This is a genomic window from Streptomyces sp. L-9-10 (assembly GCF_004151105.1).
Lineage (GTDB): Bacteria > Actinomycetota > Actinomycetes > Streptomycetales > Streptomycetaceae > Streptomyces.
This window is the reverse complement of the sequence record NZ_PHRF01000035.1, coordinates 105,040-127,494: the sequence shown is the minus strand read 5'-3', so window position 1 is coordinate 127,494 and position 22,455 is coordinate 105,040. Positions and strand designations below refer to the sequence as shown.

Genomic DNA, 22,455 nt, shown 5'->3' with positions numbered 1-22,455 from the left:
AGGCGCACAAGGGTGGCCTATGGGCACGGAGCCGCCGTCCGGATAGGGTCGGGGACGGCGCGACTGCCTGTTCGAAGAGCAAAGGGATACATGGTGACGGACGGAGCAGCAACGGAGGCCGCACGCGTGCTTATCGCGGCGGACAAGTTCAAGGGTTCACTCACGGCCGTACAGGTCGCGGAGCGGGTGACGGCGGGGCTGCGTCGGATCGTCCCCGGGGTGGCGGTGGAGACCCTGCCCGTCGCGGACGGTGGCGACGGTACGGTCGCGGCGGCCGTGGCCGCCGGATTCCAACGACGCGAGGTACGGGTCACCGGCCCGCTCGGCGACGAGCTGACCGCGGCCTTCGCGCTGCGCGACGGGACGGCCGTCATCGAGATGGCGGAGGCCTCGGGCCTCCAGTGCCTGCCCGACGGCGTGTTCGCGCCGCTGACGGCGACCACCTACGGCTCCGGCGAGCTGCTGCGCGCCGCGCTGGACGCGGGCGCGCGCGTCATCGTCTTCGGCGTCGGCGGCAGCGCCACGACGGACGGCGGCGCGGGGATGCTCGCGGCGCTCGGCGCCCGCTTCCTGGACGCGGCCGGGCAGCCGGTCGGACCGGGCGGCGGCGGGCTGCGCGACCTGGCCACCGCCGACCTCTCCGGCCTGGACGGACGTCTCGCCCGGACGGAGATCGTTCTCGCCAGCGATGTCGACAATCCGCTGACCGGTCCCAAGGGCGCCCCCGCGGTCTACGGGCCGCAGAAGGGCGCGAGCCCCGAGGATGTCGCCACCCTCGACGCGGCCCTCGCCCACTACGCCACGGTCCTGGAGGCGGCCATCGGCTCCCGTGCCGCCGATCTCGCGCTCTCGCCGGGCGCGGGAGCGGCCGGCGGTATCGGCTACGGCGCGCTGGTCGGCCTCGGCGCGGGCTTCCGTCCCGGGATCGAGGTCATGCTCGACGTACTGGGCTTCGCCGACGCACTGTCCCGGGCCACCCTCGTCATCACGGGCGAAGGCTCCCTGGACGAGCAGACCCTGCACGGCAAGGCCCCCGCGGGCGTCGCGGCGGCGGCCCGCGCGCGGCACATCGAGGTCATCGCGGTCTGCGGCCGGCTGACGCTCCCTCCGGAGGCGCTGGGCAGGGCGGGTATCCGCCGCGCCTACGCCCTCAGCGGGCTGGAACCGGACCCTGCCGTCTCCATGGCGCAGGCGGGCCCGCTGCTGGAACGCCTCGCGGCGGAGATCGCGCGGGACTTCCTGCTCTGAGCCCGGCCGGTCAACGGGACTTCGGCAACGGAACTGCGAGGACAGGCCCTGGGCCAGGGCCTAAGGTCGGGGTGTGCGAATACGGGAAGCGCGCCCCGACGAGGCACCGGCGCTGAGCGCGCTGATGCTGCGCTCCAAGGCCCACTGGGGTTACGACGAAGCGTTCCTGGCCGCCTGCCGTGACGAACTGACCATCTCCGGCGGCGAGGTGACGGCCCGTCGGCTGGCGGTCGCCGAGGACGAGGCATCGGGGGAGGCCCTGGGCGTCGCCTCGCTGGAGGGCCGGGCCCCGGACGGCACGCTCGGCCTGCTCTTCGTCGAACCCCGTGCGATCGGCCGGGGCATCGGCCGTGCTCTGTACGCCCATGTCCTGGACAGGGCTCGCGAGTTGGGGTTCGAGCGGCTGACCATCGACTCCGACCCGCACGCGGTGGACTTCTACCGGGCACTGGGCGCGCGGCCCGTCCCCGGCGGGGGCACGCTGCCCCGGCTCCTGGTGGAACCGCCTCCGCGCGGGGCCTGGGTACAGGCCTGGACACGCGGACAGCGCACCGTACAACTCGGCAACGGCGCGGAGTTCCAGGCGCAGTTCGGTGCGCTGAGCCCGCTCGCGCTCCGGGCGAGCGGACACTACTCCTGCCTGGCCGCGCTGGGCAGTCCGCACCCGGCCGCGGTCGTGCTGCCCGTGACGGTGCCGCCGGGCTGGGCCGAGCTGCTGTGCCGCCAACTGGCCTGGGATTCGCTGGAGGTGTACGACGGCCTCGCCGCCGTCCCCTCCCATCACTTCAGCGGGGTCCTCCAGGCCGACGAGGCCCCCCGCCCCGTGCTCGCCGCCGCGATCCTCGCCCGCCCCGCCCTCACCCGCCGGCTGCGCGGGCTCAAGCTGCCCTTCGTACCGTGGGGTCACACCTGGACGTCCGGTGAGCTGTCCGGGGAGCCCCTCCCGCCCGGGGCACTGCGCTACGAGTCCAAGAGTGCGGCCAACAGCCTCTTCCAGCGGCTGGCCCCCGCGCATTCCGCCATCACCGTGGCCGTTCAGCGGACGGCGGCCAATCGCCGCGAGGCGGCCCGGCTGCTTCTCGCGCTGGTCCGCTCCGGGGCGGGCGGAGTCGTCAAGACCGAGCATGGCGTGGGGGGGTCGGGTACCCGTGTGGTCGGATCCGTACGGGCTCTGCTGCCGGTGCTGCGCGCGCTGCCCCGGGGCCCGCTCCTCGTGGAGGACTATCTGGCGGACGCGACGGACGGCTCCGTGCCGGGCCGGGGCGACAGCCCGCGCGACCTCACGTACGACGGCCTCGTGGACTCGGCCGGCGCGGTGCACGACGTCGGCGCCGCGCGCATGGACGTGGCGGGCACGGCGTACCGGGGAGCGACGGTCGGCCCCGGGGCCGTCCCGGACCGGGCCGCCTCGGTCGCCCTGCGGTTCGGGCACGCCGTCGGCCTCGAACTCGCCGCGAGCGGCTACCGCGGCTGGTACGACGTCGATTTCGTGACCGCCACGGCCGGCCGGCTCGCACCGACGGAGATCAATCTGCGGCTGACGGGACCGTCCGTCGCCTTCATGGTGAAGGCCCGCCTCGATGAGACCAGGGGCGGCGATCATCTCGTACGCTCCCTGGATCACATCCCGCTCGGCGCGCGGCTCCCGGACGCCGAACTCCTGCCGTGGCTGCGGGAACTGACGGAGCGTTGCGCCGGAAGCGGGGCGGTGTTCCTGCCCTCGATCCCCACGGCCGCCTTCGACCCCGCCCCGTTTCTGGGTGTCGTGCTGGCCGCCCGGACGGCGGACTGCCTCGAGGCGGCCGAGGCGCTGGTCCGCGGCGCGGCTCAGGACCTCGGCCGGATCTTCGCCAACGCCGCCCGGACCAGCGGCCCCGGCGGCCCTTCCGGCCCCGCCGCTCCTACCGGTCCCGCTGTCTGACGGCGGGCAGCGACGCCACCACCCAGATCAGCACGATCAGCGCCGCGATCATCAAGGGCACATTGAAGGCGTAGACGAGAGCCGCCTGCTGCGGCCAGTCGGTCTTGGCGGTCAGCCGGTAGAGGTTGTCCTGCGGCCACCAGGCCACCAGCAGGTAGACGATCGCCAGATGGGCCGCGGTCGTCAGCCCCCGGGACTCGCTCCGCCGCAGCATCACCCCCCGGCCCACCGCCAGGAACCCCATCCCGACGGCGAAGGCGAGCCACTCGGCCAGATAGAGCAGGACGAACAGCGCGTTCCACGGCCCCGGCACCCCGGTCAGATCCGTGGCGCCGGGGAAGATCACGCCGGTGAGCGCGGCGGCGAGGAAGCCGGAGCTGACCCCGACCGCGGCGGCGATCGCGCCCTCGGTCGCGTCGTCGCTCCCTCCGCTCTTGCCGCTCGCCCGCACCGCTCCCGGGATCGGTGGCAGCGGCAGCTCCGCCCGGTCCACCTTCCCGGCCGCGTTCAGCGGCAGCTTCTCGAGGCGCACCACCGCCGCGGGGACGTCCCCCGTAGGGACCAGGCCGGTGAGCCCGGCCCGCAGGGAGGCGGCCTCCGGTGCGGCGCCGAACGGAGCTCTGGCGCTCGGTACCACGAACGCGATCAGACGGCTTCCGGTGCGGCCCCGGTCCCCGGTGATGACCACGTCCTGGATGTGGGGATGGTCGGCCAGCGCCGTCTCCACCCGGTAGGTGTCGACCGTCCTGCCGTCGATCGTGACCCGGTCGGCCGTCCTGCCACGGAACTCCAGAGGTCCTTCGCCCTGCCGCCGGCCGATGTCACCGGTGGGGACCGCGTCGCCGCCCTCCGGAGGGGTGAGCCATATCCGCCCCTTCCGCAGGTCGGCCGCGACCCCCGGGAACGGCAGCCCCAGATACGCGGCACGCTCCGGATGCGCCACGGGACCGGGCAGCTGCTCGGGCTCGAACCAGGTACCGCAGCCGGCGACCTCCGCCGTCCCGTACACACTCAGCACACGCGCCCCGACGGCCGGCAGCAGCCCCTGGAGCCGCAGCTGCTCATCAAGGCGCAGCGGTGCGCCGCCCACCGCGAGCAGACGCAGCGACGGCAGCTCCTCGTCCAGCAGCCCGGCCGCGGTCGCGGGTCTCATGTCGGCGACCGTGACCTGCTCCGCGGTGATCCGGCCGGCCGTGACCGGCCTTTCGGTGAGCACCAGCGTCGCACCCGAGCACAGGGCGCGTATCCAGCCGCCGGTGAACTCGACGGCCGCGGGCGGCGCGGTCACCAGCAGCCGGTCCTCCGGCGACAGCCCGTAGACCTGGGACCAGGCGGCGTATGCGGCGAGCAGCCGGTCGTGCCCGGTGGCGACGGCCGTGCGGCTGCCCGTCGTCCCCGCCGTGAACAGCACGGCGGCCGGTCCGCCGGACGCACGGCCCGCCGCGTCGTGCGGGGCGGCTTCCGTGTGGGCGATGTCCGCCGCGGCGGTGTCCGGGCAGATGGCCGTCCGGCCGCGGCCGTCGTCGACCCGCGGGAGCAGCGATCCGTTCGTGATGACGGCGTCGGCGTGGGCGAGAGCGAGTAACCGGTGCAGCTCCTGGGCCGGTGTTCCCGGGTCCACGACCGCGTACGCGTGGCCCGCCTTCAGTACGGCGAGGATCGCCACCAGCACCTCGGCCGGGCGCTGCGCACAGATGGCGACGGTGGATCCGGAATGCGGCAGTCCACCGTTCGTGGCGAGATACGCGGCCAGTCGCCCGGCCTCGGTGTCCAGTCGCTCGTATGCGATCCGGTCACTGTCGGTGATGACGGCGATATGGTCGGGCGTCCGCCGTGCCCGTTCTTCGAAAAGCTGATGTATCGATCCCCCGGTCATGGCGGTCGATCATTCCAGAGGGGCAGGGCCCGCGGAAGAGGGAGCACACCGGAAAGGGCCCGGACGCGCGCACGCGTCCGGGCCCTTCACGATCATTCGCCGTACGGCGACAGCTCCGCCTACGGCAGCTGCGCCGCCCGTGCCTCGCGGTGCGCCGCCCGCGCCTCGCGACGGTTGCCACGGAACGTGTTCACGCGCCGGGCCGTGGCGAAGAGCGGGATCACGGCTCCCGCGACCACCTGGAGCGCACAGCCGGTCTGGAGCAGCAGCTGACCCCCCGGCGCCTCGAACGCCCAGGCCGCCAGCAGCCCCATCGCGGCCACGATCCAGCCGAGCATCGCCACCGCGAGCACGCCCCGCGGCTTCGGGTACTCGACCCGGCTCACCATCAGCCAGGCCACCCCGATGATCGCGAGCAGCGTCGGTACGAAGCGCAGTTCCAGCAGGACGATCGAGATGACGGTCAGGGCGCCGAAGGGGCTCGGCATCCCTTGGAACATGCCGTTCTTAATGGTCACGCAGGAGAATCGCGCCAGCCGTAGCACGACGGCCAGCAGGACGACGATCGCCGCCAGCGCGGAGACCCGTTGATGCGCGTCGTCCGCGACCATCCCGTACACCAGTACGAAATATGCCGGGGCGAGGCCGAAGCTGATCAGATCGGAGAGGTTGTCCAGCTCCGCGCCCATCGGCGAGCTGCGCAGCTTGCGCGCCACGAGCCCGTCGAAGAGATCGAAGATCGCCGCCGCCAGCATCAGGATCACGGCCGTCGCGGCGGAGTGCCGCGCCATGCCGCTCTCGTCGCTGCCCGTGAGATGCGGGATGAGGATGCCGGTGGTGGTGAAGTAGACGGCCATGAAGCCGCAGGTGGCGTTACCGAGCGTGAGGGTGTCCGCTATCGACAGCCGCAGAGAGAGCGGCATGTCTTCCGCGTCGTCCTCCTCCTCGGCCTCGGCCTCCGCCGCCCAGCCTGCTTGCGTATCAGGATCAATCACGGTCAATTCGAGTCACCCCTGCGGTCGTGGTCTGACCGACCTCGACGGCGACATCGACACCTTCCGGAAGGTAGATGTCGACACGCGAGCCGAAACGGATCAGGCCGATGCGCTCACCCTGTTCCACCTTGGTCCCCTGAGGCAGATACGGCACGATGCGCCGGGCAACCGCGCCGGCGATCTGCACCATCTCGATGTCGCCCAGTTCGGTGTCGAAGTGCCAGACAACGCGCTCGTTGTTCTCGCTCTCCTTGTTGAACGCCGGAACGAATCCGCCGGGGATGTGCTCCACGGATGTCACGGTTCCCGCGAGGGGCGCGCGGTTGACGTGGACGTTCAGCGGGCTCATGAAGATGGCGACCCGGGTGCGCCCGTCCTTCCACGGCATGATGCTCTGCACCACACCGTCGGCCGGGGAGATGACCCGGCCCTGCGTGATCTCGCGCTCGGGGTCGCGGAAGAACCACAGCATGCCCGCCGCGAGCGCGGTGGCGGGCACAGCGAGGACCGCTGCGCGCTTCGAGTGACGTGCGCGGACAAGACCGATCGCCGCGGTGGCGACGGTCGGCAGGAGCCACGGCGATGCTCCGCGGGCGAGGCGTCCACCAAGGAAGCTAACGCGTGGTGCAGAGGTTTGGCTGTGGGGCATGGATGACCTTCGTAGCGGATGATGCCGCGCTGGCAACGGGGGGACGGCGGCGGCTTTCCAGCGATGGTACTGGTTTCGGCACGCAACTGAGCAAGCCAGGGCCCGAGTCGAGCGGCTTGAAGCCAGCGCCAGAGGGCGACAGGGTGTGATCTTCTTCGCCATTAAACCCGGACAGAAGCGACAATTATCCCTGGAATCGGTACTCCTCCAGCAGTCGGCGGCCGATGATCATTTTCTGGATCTCGGCGGTACCCTCGCCGATCAGCAGCATCGGCGCCTCGCGGTAGAGGCGCTCGATCTCGTACTCCTTGGAGAAACCGTAGCCGCCGTGGATGCGGAAGGCGTCCTCGACGACTTCCTTGCAGTACTCGGAGGCGAGGTACTTCGCCATCCCTGCCTCCAGGTCGTTTCGTTCACCGGAGTCCTTTTTGCGTGCCGCGTTGACCATCATGGCATGGGCGGCCTCGACCTTGGTGGCCATCTCCGCCAGCTTGAACTGGATCGCCTGGTGCTGGGCGATGGGTTTGCCGAAAGTATGACGCTGCTGGGCATACGAGACACCCAGCTCGAAGGCGCGCTGTGCGACCCCGCAGCCACGCGCCGCGACATTCACCCGGCCGACCTCGACGCCGTCCATCATTTGGTAAAACCCTCGGCCGGTGGTGCCGCCGAGTACCCGATTGGCCGGAATGCGCAGTCCGTCCATGATCAGCTCGGTGGTGTCGACCCCCTTGTAGCCCATCTTGTCGATCTTCCCCGGGATGGTCAGACCGGGCCGCACCTCGCCGAAGCCGGGCTCCTTCTCGACCAGGAACGTGGTCATCGACTTGTGCGGAGCCGTGCCCTCCGGGTGCCCCTCCTCGCTGCGGCACAGCACGGCGACGAGATGGGAGGTGCCGCCGTTGGTCAGCCACATCTTCTGGCCGTTCAGTACATACGAGTCGCCGTCCCTGATCCCCTTGGACGTGATGGCCGCGACATCGGAACCGAGACCGGGCTCCGACATCGAGAACGCGCCGCGCACCTCACCGGCCGCCATCCGTGGCAGGAAGGCGGCCCGCTGCTCCTCGGTGCCGTGCTGCTTGAGCATGTACGCCACGATGAAGTGGGTGTTGATGATGCCGGAGACGGACATCCAGCCCCGGGCGATCTCCTCCACGCAGAGCGCGTAGGTGAGCAGGGACTCGCCCAGGCCGCCGTACTCCTCGGGGATCATCAGCCCGAACAGGCCGAGTTCCTTGAGCCCCTCGACGATCTGGTCCGGGTACTCGTCGCGGTGCTCCAGTTCGGTGGCGACCGGGAGGATCTCCTTGTCGACAAAGTCCCTCACGGTCGCCAGGATCTCCCGCTGAATGTCGGTCAGTCCGGCGGTCTGGGCGAGTCGGCTCATGTCTCTGTCACTTCTCCCGCAGCTCGGGGCGGCCGGGCTGGTCGCCGCCGCGTTCCTTGATGTACGCCTCGGTGGGGACCATCACCTTGCGTCTGAACACGCAGACCAGCGTCCCGTCCTGCGTGTAGCCCCGGGTCTCCACGTACACGATTCCGCGGTCGCTCTTCGAACGCGACGGCGTCTTCTCCAGCACGGCCGTCTCGCCGTAGAGCGTGTCCCCGTGGAAGGTCGGCGCGACGTGCTTGAGCGACTCCACCTCCAGATTGGCGATGGCCTTCCCGGAGACGTCCGGCACCGACATGCCCAGCAGCAGTGAGTAGACGTAGTTGCCCACGACGACGTTCTTCCCGAAGTCGGTCGTCTTCTCCGCGTAGTTGCTGTCCAGGTGCAGCGGGTGGTGGTTCATCGTGAGCAGACAGAACAGATGGTCGTCGTACTCCGTGACCGTCTTGCCCGGCCAGTGCTTGTAGACCGCGCCGACCTCGAACTCCTCGAAGGTGCGTCCGAACCGCATCGTCACGCCTCCGGGGCTTCGAACGAGGTGGTACGCCGCATCCCCGCGGCCCGGCCCTTGCTCGAGATGACCAGCGCCATCTTGCGGCTCGCCTCGTCGATCATCTCGTCGCCGAGCATCGCGGAGCCCTTCTTGCCGCCCGCCTCCGATGTGCAGTAGTCGTACGCGTCGAGAATCAGCTCGGCGTGGTCGTAGTCCTCCTGGGAGGGCGAGAAGATCTCGTTCGACGCCTCGATCTGGCCCGGGTGCAGCACCCACTTGCCGTCGTAGCCCAGCGCCGCCGCCCGGCGCGCCACCTCGCGATAGCCGTCCACATCGCGGATCTGGAGGTAGGGGCCGTCGATCGCCTGGAGATCGTGGGTACGGGCCGCCATCAGAATGCGCATCAGGATGTAGTGGTACGCGTCCGCGCCATAGCCGGGCGGCTGCTGCCCGACGACGAGGGACTTCATGTTGATGGACGCCATGAAGTCGGCGGGACCGAAGACGATCGTCTCCAGACGCGGCGAGGCGGCGGCGATCTCGTCGACGTTCACCAGGCCCTTCGCGTTCTCGATCTGCGCCTCGATCCCGATCCTGCCGACCTCGAAGCCCATCGTCTTCTCGATCTGGGTGAGCAGCAGATCGAGGGCGATGATCTGCTGGGCGTCCTGGACCTTCGGCAGCATGACGCAGTCGAGATTGTGTCCCGCGCCCTCCACCACCGTGATCACATCGCGGTAGGTCCAGTGCGTCGTCCAGTCATTGACCCGTACGACCCGGATCTTGCCCGTCCAGTCGCCCTTGTTGAGCGCGTCGACGATGGTGTGCCGGGCGCCCTCCTTGGCGAGCGGCGCGCAGGCGTCCTCCAGATCCAGGAAGACCTGGTCGGCCGGCAGCCCCTGGGCCTTCTCCAGGAAGCGCGGGTTCGACCCCGGTACGGCGAGACACGAGCGGCGCGGACGCAGCCGGCTCGCGGCGGTTCCGGCCGTCTCGGTGGTAACAGGCGCGGTCATGCGGGGACCTCCCATGGGTCGAGCTTGTTCGCTGTACGGATCTCGTCGACGATACGGCCGATGATCTCCGTGATCCCGAAGTCCTTCGGGGTGAAGACGGCGGCCACTCCGGCCGCCCGCAGCTCCTCGGCGTCGGCGTTCGGGATGATCCCGCCGACGATCACCGGGATGTCGCCCGCGCCCGCCTCGCGCAGCCGCCCGAGGACCTCGGGCACCAGCGCCGCGTGCGAGCCCGACAGGATCGACAGGCCCACGCAGTGCACGTCCTCGGCGAGCGCGGCACTGACGATCTGTTCGGGCGTCAGCCTGATGCCCTGGTAGACCACCTCGAAGCCGGCGTCGCGGGCGCGGACCGCGATCTGTTCGGCCCCGTTGGAGTGGCCGTCCAGACCCGGCTTGCCGACCAGCAGCCGCAGCCGCCTCCCGCCGCCCGGGGCGCCTCCCGCCGAGGTCAGCTCCTCGGCGGTACGGGCCACCTTCTCCCGTACGGCCGCGAGCGCGGTGCCGGTCTCCGCGGAGACCGCGATCGGGGCGCCGCTGACGCCCGTGGGCGCGCGGAACTCGCCGAAGACATCGCGCAGCGCCCAGGACCACTCACCGGTCGTCACCCCGGCCCGCGCGCACTCCAGCGTGGCGGCCATCAGATTGTCGGTGCCCGCGGCGGCCTTCTTCAGAGCGGTCAGCGCGTCGGTGGCCCGCGCCTCCTCGCGGTTGACCCGCCAGCTCTGGAGAGCGGCCACCACCCCGGCCTCGTTCGCCGGATCGACCGTCATGATGGCGGTGTCGAGATCGGCGGTGAGCGGGCTGGGCTCGGTGGACTCGTAGCAGTTGACGCCGACGATCTTCTCCTCGCCCGACTCGATCCGCGCCCGCCGCTCGGCGTGCGAGGCGACGAGCCGCGACTTGAGATAGCCGGACTCGACGGCGGTCATCACCCCGCCCATCGCCTCGATCCGGTCGATCTCGGCGAAGGACTCGGTGACCAGGTCCGCCACCTTGGCCTCGATGACCCGCGAGCCGTCGAAGATGTCCGCGTACTCCAGCAGATCGCTCTCGTGCGCCAGCACCTGCTGGATACGGAGCGACCACTGCTGGTCCCAGGGGCGGGGCAGCCCCAGCGCCTCGTTCCAGGCGGGCAGCTGTACGGCACGGGCGCGGGCGTCCTTGGAGAGCGTCACGGCGAGCATTTCGAGGACGATCCGCTGGACGTTGTTCTCCGGCTGCGCCTCGGTCAGCCCCAGGGAGTTGACCTGGACGCCATAGCGGAAGCGGCGCTGCCTGGCGTCCTCGATGCCGTACCGCTCCCGGGTGATCCGGTCCCAGATACGGGAGAAGGCCCGCATCTTGCACATCTCCTCGATGAACCGGACCCCCGCGTTGACGAAGAACGAGATCCGGCCGACCACGTCCCCCTTGCGCTCCTCGGGGATCTGGCCGGACGCGAACACCGCGTCCAGTACGGCGATCGCGGTGGACATCGCGTACGCGATCTCCTGGACCGGGGTGGCCCCCGCCTCCTGGAGGTGGTAGCTGCAGATGTTGATCGGATTCCACTTGGGGATGTGGTTCACCGTGTACGTGATCATGTCCGTGGTCAGCCGCAGGCTCGGGGCCGGCGGGAAGACATGCGTCCCGCGTGAGAGGTACTCCTTGACGATGTCGTTCTGTGTCGTCCCCTGGAGCCGGCCGATGTCCGCGCCCTGCTCCTCCGCGACCACCTGGTAGAGCGCCAGCAGCCACATGGCGGTGGCGTTGATGGTCATCGAGGTGTTCGTACGCTCCAGCGGGATGTCCTGGAACAGCCGGCGCATGTCGCCGAGGTGCGAGACCGGCACCCCGACCCGGCCGACCTCGCCGCGGGCGAGGACGTGGTCGGGGTCGTAGCCGGTCTGCGTCGGGAGGTCGAACGCGACGGACAGGCCCGTCTGCCCCTTGGCGAGATTGCGCCGGTACAGCTCGTTGGACGCCTCGGCGGTCGAGTGACCGGCGTACGTCCGCATGAGCCAGGGCCGGTCCTTCTGGCGGTCAGGCATATGAGGAACCCTCAGCTGTCACGTGTGTGGGGGGCGGTCCGCTCCGCCGGGGCGTCGCGGAACAGGTTGATGGCGTCGAGATGGCGTGCGCGCAGCTCCTGGTCGCGCACACCGAGGCCCTCGCGCGGTGCCAGCGCCAGCACGCCGACCTTGCCCTGATGGCGGTTGCTGTGCACGTCGTGCGCGGCCTGGCCGGTGTCCTCCAGCGCGTACACCTTCGACAGGGTGGGATGGATCTTCCCCTTGGCGACCAGCCGGTTGGCCTCCCACGCCTCGCGGTAGTTGGCGAAGTGCGAGCCGACGATCCGCTTCAGCGACATCCACAGATAGCGGTTGTCGTACTCATGGGTGTAGCCGGAGGTGGAGGCGCAGGTCACGACCGTGCCGCCCTTGCGGGTCACATACACGCTCGCGCCGAAGGTCTCGCGCCCCGGGTGCTCGAAGACGATGTCGACGTCCTCGCCGCCGGTCAGCTCGCGGATGTGCTTGCCGAACCGTTTCCACTCGCGCGGATCCTGGTGGTGCTCGTCCTTCCAGAACCGGTACTCCTCGGCGCTGCGGTCGATGATCGCCTCGGCGCCCATCCCCCGGCACAGCTCCGCCTTCCGGTCGCTGGAGACCACACAGACCGGGTTCGCGCCGCCCGCCAGCGCGAACTGCGTGGCGTACGAGCCGAGTCCGCCGCTCGCGCCCCAGATCAGCACGTTGTCGCCCTGCTTCATCCCGGCGCCGTTGCGGGACACCAGCTGGCGGTACGCGGTGGAGTTGACAAGACCGGGGGCCGCGGCCTCCTCCCAGCTGAGGTGCCGGGCCTTGGGCATCAGCTGATTGGACTTCACCAGTGCCAGCTCCGCCAGACCGCCGAAGTTGGTCTCGAAGCCCCAGATCCGCTGCTCGGGGTCGAGCATCGTGTCGTTGTGGCCGTCGGACGACTCCAGTTCGACGGAGAGACAGTGCGCGACGACCTCGTCGCCCGGGTGCCAGGCGTTGACGCCGGGCCCGGTGCGCAGCACCACGCCGGACAGGTCCGAACCGATGACGTGGTACGGCAGATCGTGCCGCCTGGCGAGCTCGCTGAGCTTGCCGTACCGCTCCAGGAAGCCGAAGGTCGGCAGCGGCTCGAAGATCGAGGTCCAGACGGAGTTGTAGTTCACCGAGCTGGCCATGACGGCCACCAGGGCCTCGCCGGGGCCGAGTTCGGGCACCGGCACCTCGTCGAGATGGAGTGACTTGCGGGGGTCCTTGTCCCGGGTGGGGAGGTCGGCGAACATCTCCGTCTCGTCCTTGTGCACGGTCACCGCCCGGTACGAACCGGGCAGCGGCAGTGCGGCGAAGTCGGCGGACGTACTGTCCGGCGAGAGGATCGCGTCCAGGATTTCCTTCACGGTGTTGCCTCCGGCGAAGCTGAGGGTGCGAGATGCGGGGGGCTGCTTGCTGGTGCGGTGGAGGTGTGCCGTCGGTTCGGCGGGTGCGCGTGCTGATCGAGCCGCTCGTGCTGATCGGCGGCGCCGGGTGGGCGCGGAGGTGCCTGTGACGCAGGCGTCCTGGCGCACAAGCGAGATGGCTTGCGGGAACAGCCGGACAACTTCACGGTATGGCACCCTGTGACAGCTGACAAGGCACTGGGTGCCAACAATTTCTCTCGTTTGTCACCCGTAGGGCACGCATGAGCAATGTCTACCGCTCATTCCGCGACAAATATCACCGGGCGCGGCCAAGCGAGCGCATGGCGTAGGCGAGGGCCGGCAGACGAAAGCGCACCGGACCTCGTGGGTCCGGTGCGCCGGGTGAGGTGCGCCGGGGTGATGAACGGGGGCGCTCAGGCGTTTCTGAGCGCCTGCCTGATGGTGCGCATGACCTCGTCCAGCGGGGCGTCGGTGTGCGCCACCGCCACCAGGACGTCCCCGGTGGTGCGTGCCGAGGCCGCCAGATGCTCCGGCTTGCCGCCGATGGTCCGGCCCGCGCCGATGCCCGTACCGAACGTGTCGCGCACGATCGCGAAGGCGTGGTCGAGCTGCGCCTCCACGTCGCCCTGGCCGCCGGCCCGCAGCCAGCGGCGCAGCACATGGTTGTGCGCGGTGACGACGGCGGACGCGGCCACCTCGGCCAGCAGCGGGTCGTCATTGCCGTCGGTGTGGTCGCGCTCGTCGAAGTGGCCCAGCAGATAGCGGGTGAACAGCCGCTCGTAGCGGGCCACCGAGGCGATCTCGCGCTCCCGGAGCGTGGGGACCTCGCGGGTCAGCCGGTAGCGCTCCACGGAGACCGCGGGGGAGGCCGCGTACATCCGCATGACCTCCTTGATGCCCCGGCAGACCGTGTCGAGCGGATGCTCATGGGCGGGGGCGGCGTTGAGGACCGCCTCCGCCCGTACGAGCGTGTCGTCGTGGTCGGGGAAGATCGCCTCTTCCTTGGAGCGGAAGTGCCGGAAGAAGGTACGGCGGGCCACCCCCGCCGCCGCGGCGATCTCGTCGACGGTCGTCGCCTCGTACCCCTTGGTCGCGAACAGTTCCATGGCCGCGGCCGCCAGTTCACGGCGCATCTTGAGCCGTTGGGCGGCGGCGCGGGTACCGGCGGCACTCTCGGGAACGTCGGTCCTGGGGTTCGTACGGGAGGACTTGGCGGGCTGGGACATGAGGTGAACGTACTGCATCGGTGCAGGAGAGCGCGCCTGCGGGGGCGGACCGCCCGGTGTACCGCCGGTCGTGCCGGACGCCGTCCCCGGCGCCCTGCCGTCCGGTGCCCGGTCCGCCGGATCGAGCAGCCCGCCCCAGCCCGCGCCCGGGTCAGCGCCGGGCATACTCGCGGAAGCCGCGGCCCGTCTTGCGGCCGAGGCAGCCCGCGGCCACCAGGTGTTCGAGGAGTGGCGCCGGAGCCAGCCCCGGGTCCCTGAACGCGCGGTGCAGGACCCGTTCGATGGCCAGCGAGACATCCAGGCCGACCACGTCGAGGAGCTCGAAGGGCCCCATCGGATAGCCGCCGCCCAGCCGCATCGCGGCGTCGATGTCGTCCAGCGTCGCGTAGTGCTCCTCGACCATCTTGATCGCGTTGTTCAGGTACGGGAAGAGCAGCGCGTTGACGATGAAACCGGCGCGGTCGCCGCAGTCCACCGGGTGCTTGCGGACGGCCGTGGACACGGCGTGGACGGTGGCCACCGCCTCGTCGGAGGTGAGGACCGTACGGACCACCTCGACGAGCTTCATCGCCGGGGCCGGATTGAAGAAGTGCATCCCGACGACGTCCCCCGGGCGCGAGGTCGCGCGGGCACAGGCGATCACCGGGAGGGACGAGGTGGTGGTCGCCAGCACCGCGCCAGGCCGGCAGACCTTGTCGAGCGTGGCGAACAGCCGCTGCTTGACCTCCAGATCCTCGGCCACCGCCTCGATGGCGAGGTCCACCTCGGACAGCGCGTCGAGTGAACCGGCCGGGGTGATCCGCGCCAGCGTGCCGGCGCGCTCCTCGGCCGTCATCCGCCCCTTGCCGACCGAGCGGTCCAGGGACTTCGCGATACGGGACACGGCGCCCCCGGCCTTCTCCGGGGTGCGGGCGGCGAGCACGACGTCGTATCCCGCCTTGGCGAAGACCTCCGCGATACCGCTCGCCATCGTGCCGGAGCCCGCCACGCCCACCGAGCGGACGGGCCGCCCCGCGCCGCCCTCCCGGCCGGACCGCGGGGTGAGCGCGTCCGGCACGGCCGTGCCGCTGCCCGGCGCCTCGTACGTATAGAAACCGCGCCCCGACTTGCGGCCGGTCAGCCCGGCATCGCTGAGCTGGCCGAGGATCGGCGCGGGGGCGTGCAGCCGGTCGTGCGACGCCGCGTACATCGCCTCCAGCACGGTACGGGCGGTGTCGACCCCGATCAGATCGATCAGAGCGAGCGGCCCCATCGGCAGCCCGCAGCCCAGCCGCATCGCGGCGTCGATGTCCTCGCGGGAGGCGTACTTCGCCTCGAACATCGCCGCCGCCTGGTTGAGGTAGCCGAAGAGCAGCCCGTCCGCCACGAAACCGGGCCGGTCGCCCACCGCGACCGGCTCCTTGCCCAGCTCCCGGGCGAGCGCCGTGACGGCCGCGACCGCCTGCGGCGAGGTGAGGACCGACGAGACCACCTCGACGAGCTTCATCGCCGGCGCGGGGTTGAAGAAGTGCAGGCCGAGCACGCGCTCGGGGTGCGCGGAGTCGGCGGCCAGCCGGGTCACCGACAGCGCGTTGGTGCCGGTCGCCAGGATCGCGGTGGGGCTGACGATCGTGTCCAGCTCGCGGAAGACCCGCTGCTTCGTCTCGTACGACTCCGGCACGACCTCGATCACCAGCTCGGCGTCGGCGGCGGCCCGGAGATCGGAGAAGGTACGGAACCGGGCGAGCACGGTCCGCCGCTCCTCCTCGCCGAGCCGCCCCCGTTCCACGGCCCGCGCGGTGGAGGCGTCGAGTGCCGCGACGGCCCGGAGGGCGGCGGCGTCGCTGATGTCGATACCGATGACCTCGTGCCCGGCCCGGGTGAGGATCTCGGCGATACCGGTGCCCATCGTGCCGAGGCCGACGACGGCGATGGTGGAGAGAGGGATGTCCATCACGGGACTCCAGGGGATGAGAGTGACGGCTGAGGGCGCGCGCGGCGAGCGCCGGGCGCCGGACGCGCGAGCGCGTGCGGGTCGCGGAGATGTGGCGGCGGTGTGGCGGGCGGACTCTGTTCCGGAGTCACGCCGTACACCGCCGTTTGAAGGCCGTGCGTGGCCGTGCGTGGCCGTGCGTGGCCGTGCGTGGCCGTACATGGCCGCACACGGCCGTGCTGAACCGACAGCACTCACGACGGCTGCGTCACCAGGCCGTCGAAAGCCGCGGAGGGTATCCGCTCATCTGAGGCTAACCGACGAGTAACGAGCGCGCCATAGCGGGGACGCTGTGCGCCGTGTCACGGACGGCCGGAATCGTTCGTCCGGGCGCGAAGTGGCCGGTGGAGCACGCTATTTGGAGCCACAGCGATCCACCGGATCGATACGCTGGACCGATGGACGAGGACTTCCGCTCGCTCGCGGACCGGGTGCGGGACGAGTCCCGGGGCTCCGCCGCCTGCGAGCGGCTGATCGCCACCGAGGACCCCGAGGCCCTGGCCGGCGTCCTCGTCGCGCCGGAACAGCCCCTGTGGGCACGGGAGATCGCGGCATTCCGGCTCGGCTGCGCGGGGGACCGGCGGGCCTTCGAGACGCTGGTGCTGCTCCTCAACCACCGGGATCCGGAGCGCTGCGTCTCCGCCTCGTACGCCCTGGCACGGCTCGGCGACCCGCGCACCCCCAGAGCCGCCGCCGCGCTCGCCACCAACGGGCTGCGCACGGCCTACGCGCTCCACCCCGTACGGCTGCTCACCGAACTGCGCGCGCCCGAGTCCGTGCCGGCGCTGATCAGCACGCTGGAACGGCTGCTGGAGCCCGGCGAACCGCACTGGCGGGTGGCGCTCGCCTGCGTGGAGGGGCTGGGGCGGCTCGGCGACGGCCGGGCGCGCCCCGCCCTGGAAGCCGCCGGGCGTCACCCGAGGCTGACCGCCGCCGCGGCCGACGCGCTCGGCCGCCTCGCGTAACGCACCACCGGCCCGACCCGCGGGCTGGGTTCCGGGTGCGGTCTTCCCGGTGGCGAGTGAGCCGAAGGGGCGCGCCGACGTCGAAAGGGAGGCTGTGCCCGATATGCGGCTCCGCCGCGCGGGCGGAGGTTCGTGAGGTACGAGCGAATCGAGCACGGTCGACCGTCGACGTTGGCTAAAGGCGCCCCGGAGGCGAACCGAGCCCTCAAGAAAGCGGGCCGGAATCCGGGACGATCGCGAACGCCTCTATCTCCAGGAGCAGTTCGGGTCGGAACAGCGCGGACACCTGGACCGCCGAGCTGGCCGGGGGACGCGCCGTGTCGATCACCGCGTCCCGTGCCTCCCGTATCGCCGGCAGATGGGCGACATCGGTGACGAAATACGTCAGCTTGACCACATCGTCGAACGAGGCGCCGGCCGCGGCGAGACAGCGGCGCAGATTCTCGAACACCTGGCGCGCCTGGGCGGCCGGATCGCCCTCGCCCACGAGCGCGCCCTCCTCGTCGAACGCGCACTGGCCGGAGACCGCGACGAACCGGCCGGTGCCCCAGACGACATGGCTGTAGCCGTTGCCCGGTGCGACACCGGCGGGGGAGTGCAGATGCGTGAGTTCCGTCATGGCCCCATCCTCGCCGACGCCACTGACAACGGACCCACGAGGGTGCCCTGACCGGCGGCTCTACAGCAGCGTGAGCTGCGTGGCCGCCGGCCCCGGGTCCGCCGCCACCGGCCTGACCGGCAGGCCCGGAAGGTCCGGATCCCGTGGCACGGTGATCCGCCGGGCCTCGCCACGGCTCGCCGGACCGATGCCGAACTCGTCGGCCAGCTCATGCACCTGCCGGGTGATCCGGCGCTGGTACCACTTGGGGGCGTACGCGCCCTCCGCGTACAGCCGCTCGTACCGCGCCACCAGATGGGGATGGTGCCGTGTCAGCCAGGCCATGAACCACTCGCGCGCGCCGGGCCGCAGATGCAGGACGAGCGGGGTCACGGAGGTCGCGCCGGCCGCGGCGATCGCGCGTACCGTCGCCCGCAGCTGGTCGGGCCCGTCGCCCAGGAAGGGGATCACGGGCGCCATCAGCACCCCGCAGCCGATGCCGTTGTCGCTCATCGCCCGTACGACGTCGAGGCGGCGTTCGGGCGAGGGTGTGCCCGGTTCGACCGTGCGCCACAGCTCCTGGTCGACGAAGCCGACGGAGACGGATATGCCCACGTCCGTGACGGCCGCCGCCTCCCGGAGCAGTTCGAGATCGCGCAGGATCAGGGTTCCCTTGGTGAGGATGGAGAACGGGTTCGCGCGGTCGCGCAGGGCCGTGATGATGCCCGGCATCAGCCGGTAGCGGCCCTCCGCGCGCTGGTAGCAGTCGACATTCGTCCCCATCGCGATATGGGCCCCCTGCCACTGGCGGGAGGCCAGCTGGCGGCGTACCAGCTCCGGCGCGTTGATCTTGACCACGATCTGGGAGTCGAAGCCGAGCCCCGTGTCGAGGTCCAGATAGCTGTGGGTCTTGCGGGCGAAGCAGTACACGCAGGCGTGGGTGCAGCCGCGGTACGGGTTCACCGTCCATTCGAACGGCATACGGGACGCGCCCGGCACCCGGTTCACGATCGAACGGGCGCGGATCTCGTGGAAGGTGATGCCGCGGAACTCGGGTGTGTCGAAGGTTCGGGTGGTCACGGCGTCCGTGCCGAAGAGCGCGATGTCCCCGGTAGGCCCGGTCGGCCCGGTCGTCGAGGCGTTCTCGACCAGATTGTCCCAGCGCATGGGTGCCTCCTCGGTAGCACTGACGACAGAATAGAACACACGTTCCCTTGATCGCCGCAACCGCGATTTGGGCGGGCGTACCGGAGGGTGGTTGGCTGGCCGCACCCCACCGGAAAACGAGTGCTGGAGGAAAGCCATGGCGCAGGTCGAGGCCACGACGGAGCGAATCATCGCGGCGGACCCGGAGACGGTGTTCGACACTCTGGCCGACTATGAGAACACCCGCGCGAAGCTTCTGCCCGGACACTTCAGCGAGTACGAGGTCCGGGAGGGCGGCGACGGCGAGGGCACCCTCGTCCACTGGAGGCTCCAGGCCACCAGCAAGCGCGTCCGCGACTGTCTGCTGGAGGTGACCGAGCCCAGCGACGGCCGGCTCGTGGAGAAGGACCGCAACTCCTCCATGGTCACCACCTGGACCGTCACCCCCGCCGGTGAGGGCAGCTCGAAGGCCGTCGTCACCACCGTCTGGGACGGCGCGGGCGGCATCGGCGGCTTCTTCGAGCGGACCTTCGCCCCCAAGGGCCTGAGCCGCATCTACGACGAGGTGCTCGCGCGGCTCGCCAAGGAGACCGAGAAGGGCAGCACGGACTGATACCTGTCCTTAGGACAGGGACCGGCCGAGTGCCCCTGCCCCCGGGCCGCCTTCGGGCGGTTTGAGGGTGCCTCCCGGCGGATAGTTGCCGGGGTCACCGTTTCGAGTGGTTTTCCCCGCGGCGCCGTAGCGTGCCCCCGCACGACGCGTCGCGGGAAAGCTCCTGATGAGCGCCTCGGCGTCAGCTCAACCGGTCAACCCGCCCCCGTCACAACCCCGTTCAGGGGAGGGCAACCCGCTTGCTCCTGCTTGGCGCGCAATGCGAACAATGACGCCGCGCAGGTGTGACGAGGGGAGCAGTACGTGGGCGGGACCACTCTGGTGAAGGACGTCGGGAACGGCCCCGGGAAAGGTGCCGACGGCGCCGGGAACAGTGCCGACGGCGCCGGGAACGGCGCCGACGAGGCCGCACGGGCCGCGCCACCGCCCGTCCCCGCCGCGGCCGACCGTCCGCCGCCCCCGCCCGCCGACGCCGCCGCCGCGGAAGCCCTCAGCCCCCGCCGGGTACGGCTGGTCTTCGTCGGGCTGATGCTCGCCCTGCTGCTGGCCGCGCTGGAACAGATGATCGTGGCCACCGCGCTGCCGAAGATCGTCGGTGAACTCCAGGGCCTGGACCGGATGTCGTGGGCGATCACCGCGTATCTGCTCACCGCCACGGTCGGACTGCCGATCTACGGCAAGCTCGGCGACCTCTTCGGCCGCAAGGGCGTCTTCCAGTTCGCCATCGTCGTCTTCGTCATCGGCTCCGCGCTGGCCGGCTGGTCGCGCACCATGAACGAACTCATCGCCTTCCGCGCCATCCAGGGCATCGGCGCGGGCGGGCTCATGATCGGCGTCCAGGCGATCATCGCGGACATCGTGCCGCCCCGGGAGCGCGGGCGCTTCATGGGGCTGATCGGCGCGGCCTTCGGTCTCGCGTCCGTGGCCGGCCCGCTGCTCGGCGGATTCTTCACCGACCATGTCTCCTGGCGCTGGTGCTTCTACATCAATGTGCCCTTCGGCCTGGTCACGCTCGCCGTCGTCGCCGTCGTGCTCAAGCTCCCCAAACCGACCGCCCGCGCCCGGCTCGACGTCCTGGGCGCGCTGCTGCTCACCGCCTCGTCCATCTGCCTGATGCTGCTGACCAGTTGGGGCGGTACGGAGTACGCCTGGGGCTCACGCGTCATCCTCGGGCTGACCGCGGGAGCCGTCGGAACTGCCCTGCTCTTCCTGGTCGTTGAGCGCTTCGCAGCCGAACCCCTCATCCCGCTGCGGCTGTTCCGCGACTCCGTCTTCAACATCACCAGCCTGGTCGGGGCGGTGGTCGGCGTGGCGCTGTTCGGTGCCGCCAGCTATCTGCCGACCTATCTCCAGATGGTCGAGGGGTCCAGCGCCACCGAGTCCGGTCTGCTGATGCTGCCCATGATGGGCGGCGTCGTCATCGCCTCCATCGCCTCCGGCCATCTCATCAGCCGCACCGGCCGCTACAAGATCTATCCGGTGCTCGGCGGGGCCCTCTCGGTGGCCGGGATGCTGCTGCTGTCCAGGCTGGACGCCGACACGTCCATGCTGGAGTGCGGTATCGCGCAGGGCGCCCTCGGTCTCGGGACGGGGATGGTGATGCCCGTACTGATCGTCGCCGTGCAGAACGCCGTACCGTCCGCCGACCTCGGCACCGCCACCAGCGCCCACAACTACTTCCGGCAGATCGGCGGCAGTGTCGGCGCCGCCGTCTTCGGCACGCTCTTCGCCAACCGGCTCGCCGACGCCCTCGCCGACCGTGTCCCCGCGGACGCCGGCCTCCCCGACATCGAGTCCATCACCCCGCAGGCGGTCCACGCGCTGCCGCCCGCACTGCGCGAGGGCTATGTCCAGGCATACGCGGACGCGATGCCGCGGGTCTTCCTCTATCTCGTGCCGGTGCTCGTCCTCGGCCTGTTGATCGCCTTCTTCCTCAAGGAGAAACCGCTGGTGTCCCAGAACGTCTCGGCAGCCGAGTCCGGCACCGTCCCCGCCGCGCGCAGCGCGTCCGACCCCGGCATCCCCGCCGCACCGGGACCGGCCCCGTACATCTCGGGTGTCGCGGTCTGCGGCACCGTGCAGCACTACGACGGCTCCACCGTGCCCCGCGCCGCCCTCACCCTCATCGACGTCCACGGCAAGCAGATCGGGCGCGGTGCGAGCGGCGAGGACGGACGGTACGCGCTGAGCGTGCCCGGCTCCGGCTCGTACGTGATGATCGCGGCGGCCGGCGGGCACCAGCCCCAGGCCGTCACGGTCACCGTCGGCGAACGCCCCGTCGAACTGGACGTGGTCCTCGGTGGCGCCGGACGGCTCGCCGGGGCCGTGCTCACCGCGGACGGCACGCCGGTGCGGGACGCCGCCGTGACCCTCACGGATGTACGGGGCGAGGTGGTGGCGAGCACCCGCAGCGGACGCGAGGGCGCGTATGTGATCTCGGAGTTGGTGGCGGGCGAGTACACCCTGGCCGCGAGCGCCCCCGCCTTCCGGCCCGCCGCGCTGCCGGTCAGTGTGCAGGCGTCCCGGGAGACCCGGCAGGACATCGAGCTGGCCGGCGGGGCGGTGCTGCGCGGCACCGTACGCGCCGGGGGCGGCCGTCCCGTCGAGGACGCGCGGGTCACCCTGCTCGACGCGGCGGGCAATGTGGTGGACACCCTCACCACCGGCGCCGACGGCACGTTCCGGTTCGTGGATCTCTCGTCGGGTGAGTACACGGTGATCGCCGCGGGCTATCCGCCGGTCGCCACGGTGCTCCAGGTGGCGGGCGGCGGACGTACCGAACGCGATCTCCAACTCGGCCACGAAGACTGACTGAATTTCAGTCAACAGGGGGTTGTGCGCGGGCGCACTACTGATTAGTTCATTGCCCCGCGCAACCCCGCGCAGGGCCGTACCGTGGAGGGCGGAG

General features: G+C 70.8%; 17 protein-coding genes. 5 read left to right on the top strand and 12 right to left on the bottom strand.

All coding sequences use genetic code 11. The features are described from left to right. The first annotated feature begins 90 nt into the window (after positions 1 to 90). The gene (locus tag CU044_RS09830; protein ID WP_129768102.1) at positions 91 to 1,248 is read left to right on the top strand and encodes a glycerate kinase; all 1,158 of its coding nucleotides are present in this window, start codon (positions 91 to 93) and stop codon (positions 1,246 to 1,248) included. 73 nt (positions 1,249 to 1,321) lie between these two features. Further along, positions 1,322 to 3,169, top strand: coding sequence for a GNAT family N-acetyltransferase (locus CU044_RS40170; protein WP_345790127.1), 1,848 nt, complete (start codon positions 1,322 to 1,324; stop codon positions 3,167 to 3,169). On the opposite strand, the gene CU044_RS09820 is transcribed toward CU044_RS40170, so the two are convergent. The 10 genes from CU044_RS09820 to CU044_RS09775 form a co-directional block, all read right to left on the bottom strand. Next, positions 3,150 to 5,045, bottom strand: coding sequence for an AMP-binding protein (locus tag CU044_RS09820; protein WP_129768101.1), 1,896 nt, complete (start codon positions 5,043 to 5,045; stop codon positions 3,150 to 3,152). The two genes, CU044_RS40170 and CU044_RS09820, sit on opposite strands and share 20 nt — an antisense overlap. A 119-nt stretch (positions 5,046 to 5,164) precedes the next feature. After that, complete coding sequence (gene pssA, locus CU044_RS09815) at positions 5,165 to 6,040, bottom strand: CDP-diacylglycerol--serine O-phosphatidyltransferase (RefSeq protein WP_129768226.1); 876 nt, start codon at positions 6,038 to 6,040, stop codon at positions 5,165 to 5,167. Beyond that, complete coding sequence (locus CU044_RS09810) at positions 6,033 to 6,689, bottom strand: phosphatidylserine decarboxylase (RefSeq protein WP_129768100.1); 657 nt, start codon at positions 6,687 to 6,689, stop codon at positions 6,033 to 6,035. Before CU044_RS09810 ends, pssA begins: the two co-directional genes overlap by 8 nt. A gap of 184 nt (positions 6,690 to 6,873) precedes the next feature. Continuing rightward, on the bottom strand, positions 6,874 to 8,079 hold the full coding sequence (locus CU044_RS09805; protein ID WP_129768099.1) for an acyl-CoA dehydrogenase family protein: 1,206 nt from the start codon (positions 8,077 to 8,079) through the stop codon (positions 6,874 to 6,876). A 7-nt stretch (positions 8,080 to 8,086) separates the two neighbouring features. After that, positions 8,087 to 8,593, bottom strand: coding sequence for a MaoC family dehydratase (locus tag CU044_RS09800; protein WP_129768098.1), 507 nt, complete (start codon positions 8,591 to 8,593; stop codon positions 8,087 to 8,089). Between the two features lie 2 nt (positions 8,594 to 8,595). Continuing rightward, the gene (locus CU044_RS09795) at positions 8,596 to 9,588 is read right to left on the bottom strand and encodes a CoA ester lyase (protein ID WP_129768097.1); all 993 of its coding nucleotides are present in this window, start codon (positions 9,586 to 9,588) and stop codon (positions 8,596 to 8,598) included. Beyond that, positions 9,585 to 11,621 carry a protein meaA gene (locus tag CU044_RS09790; protein WP_129768096.1) on the bottom strand — a complete coding sequence of 679 codons (2,037 nt, stop codon included), beginning with the start codon at positions 11,619 to 11,621 and terminating at the stop codon, positions 9,585 to 9,587. Before CU044_RS09790 ends, CU044_RS09795 begins: the two co-directional genes overlap by 4 nt. A gap of 11 nt (positions 11,622 to 11,632) precedes the next feature. Beyond that, a complete protein-coding gene (ccrA, locus tag CU044_RS09785) occupies positions 11,633 to 13,006 on the bottom strand; it encodes a crotonyl-CoA carboxylase/reductase (protein ID WP_129768095.1) in 1,374 nt (457 codons plus the stop codon). 434 nt (positions 13,007 to 13,440) lie between these two features. Continuing rightward, positions 13,441 to 14,253 carry a TetR family transcriptional regulator gene (locus CU044_RS09780; protein ID WP_193563919.1) on the bottom strand — a complete coding sequence of 271 codons (813 nt, stop codon included), beginning with the start codon at positions 14,251 to 14,253 and terminating at the stop codon, positions 13,441 to 13,443. A gap of 151 nt (positions 14,254 to 14,404) precedes the next feature. Continuing rightward, entirely contained in the window at positions 14,405 to 16,186 is a 1,782-nt protein-coding gene (locus tag CU044_RS09775; protein ID WP_129768093.1) for a 3-hydroxyacyl-CoA dehydrogenase family protein, read from the bottom strand. 437 nt (positions 16,187 to 16,623) lie between these two features. On the opposite strand from CU044_RS09775, the gene CU044_RS09770 reads away from it, so the two are divergent. Then, entirely contained in the window at positions 16,624 to 17,190 is a 567-nt protein-coding gene (locus CU044_RS09770) for an adenylosuccinate lyase (RefSeq protein ID WP_129768092.1), read from the top strand. A gap of 205 nt (positions 17,191 to 17,395) precedes the next feature. Here CU044_RS09770 and CU044_RS09765 read toward each other — a convergent pair whose 3' ends face one another. After that, the gene (locus CU044_RS09765) at positions 17,396 to 17,809 is read right to left on the bottom strand and encodes a RidA family protein (protein ID WP_129768091.1); all 414 of its coding nucleotides are present in this window, start codon (positions 17,807 to 17,809) and stop codon (positions 17,396 to 17,398) included. 60 nt (positions 17,810 to 17,869) lie between these two features. Further along, complete coding sequence (locus CU044_RS09760) at positions 17,870 to 18,955, bottom strand: Rv2578c family radical SAM protein (RefSeq protein ID WP_129768090.1); 1,086 nt, start codon at positions 18,953 to 18,955, stop codon at positions 17,870 to 17,872. 136 nt (positions 18,956 to 19,091) lie between these two features. Between CU044_RS09760 and CU044_RS09755 the strand changes: the two genes are divergently transcribed. Both CU044_RS09755 and CU044_RS09750 read left to right on the top strand, forming a co-directional pair. Continuing rightward, a complete protein-coding gene (locus CU044_RS09755; protein ID WP_129768089.1) occupies positions 19,092 to 19,547 on the top strand; it encodes an SRPBCC family protein in 456 nt (151 codons plus the stop codon). Between the two features lie 303 nt (positions 19,548 to 19,850). Continuing rightward, positions 19,851 to 22,358 carry an MFS transporter gene (locus CU044_RS09750; RefSeq protein ID WP_193563918.1) on the top strand — a complete coding sequence of 836 codons (2,508 nt, stop codon included), beginning with the start codon at positions 19,851 to 19,853 and terminating at the stop codon, positions 22,356 to 22,358. The last annotated feature ends 97 nt before the right edge of the window (positions 22,359 to 22,455 follow it).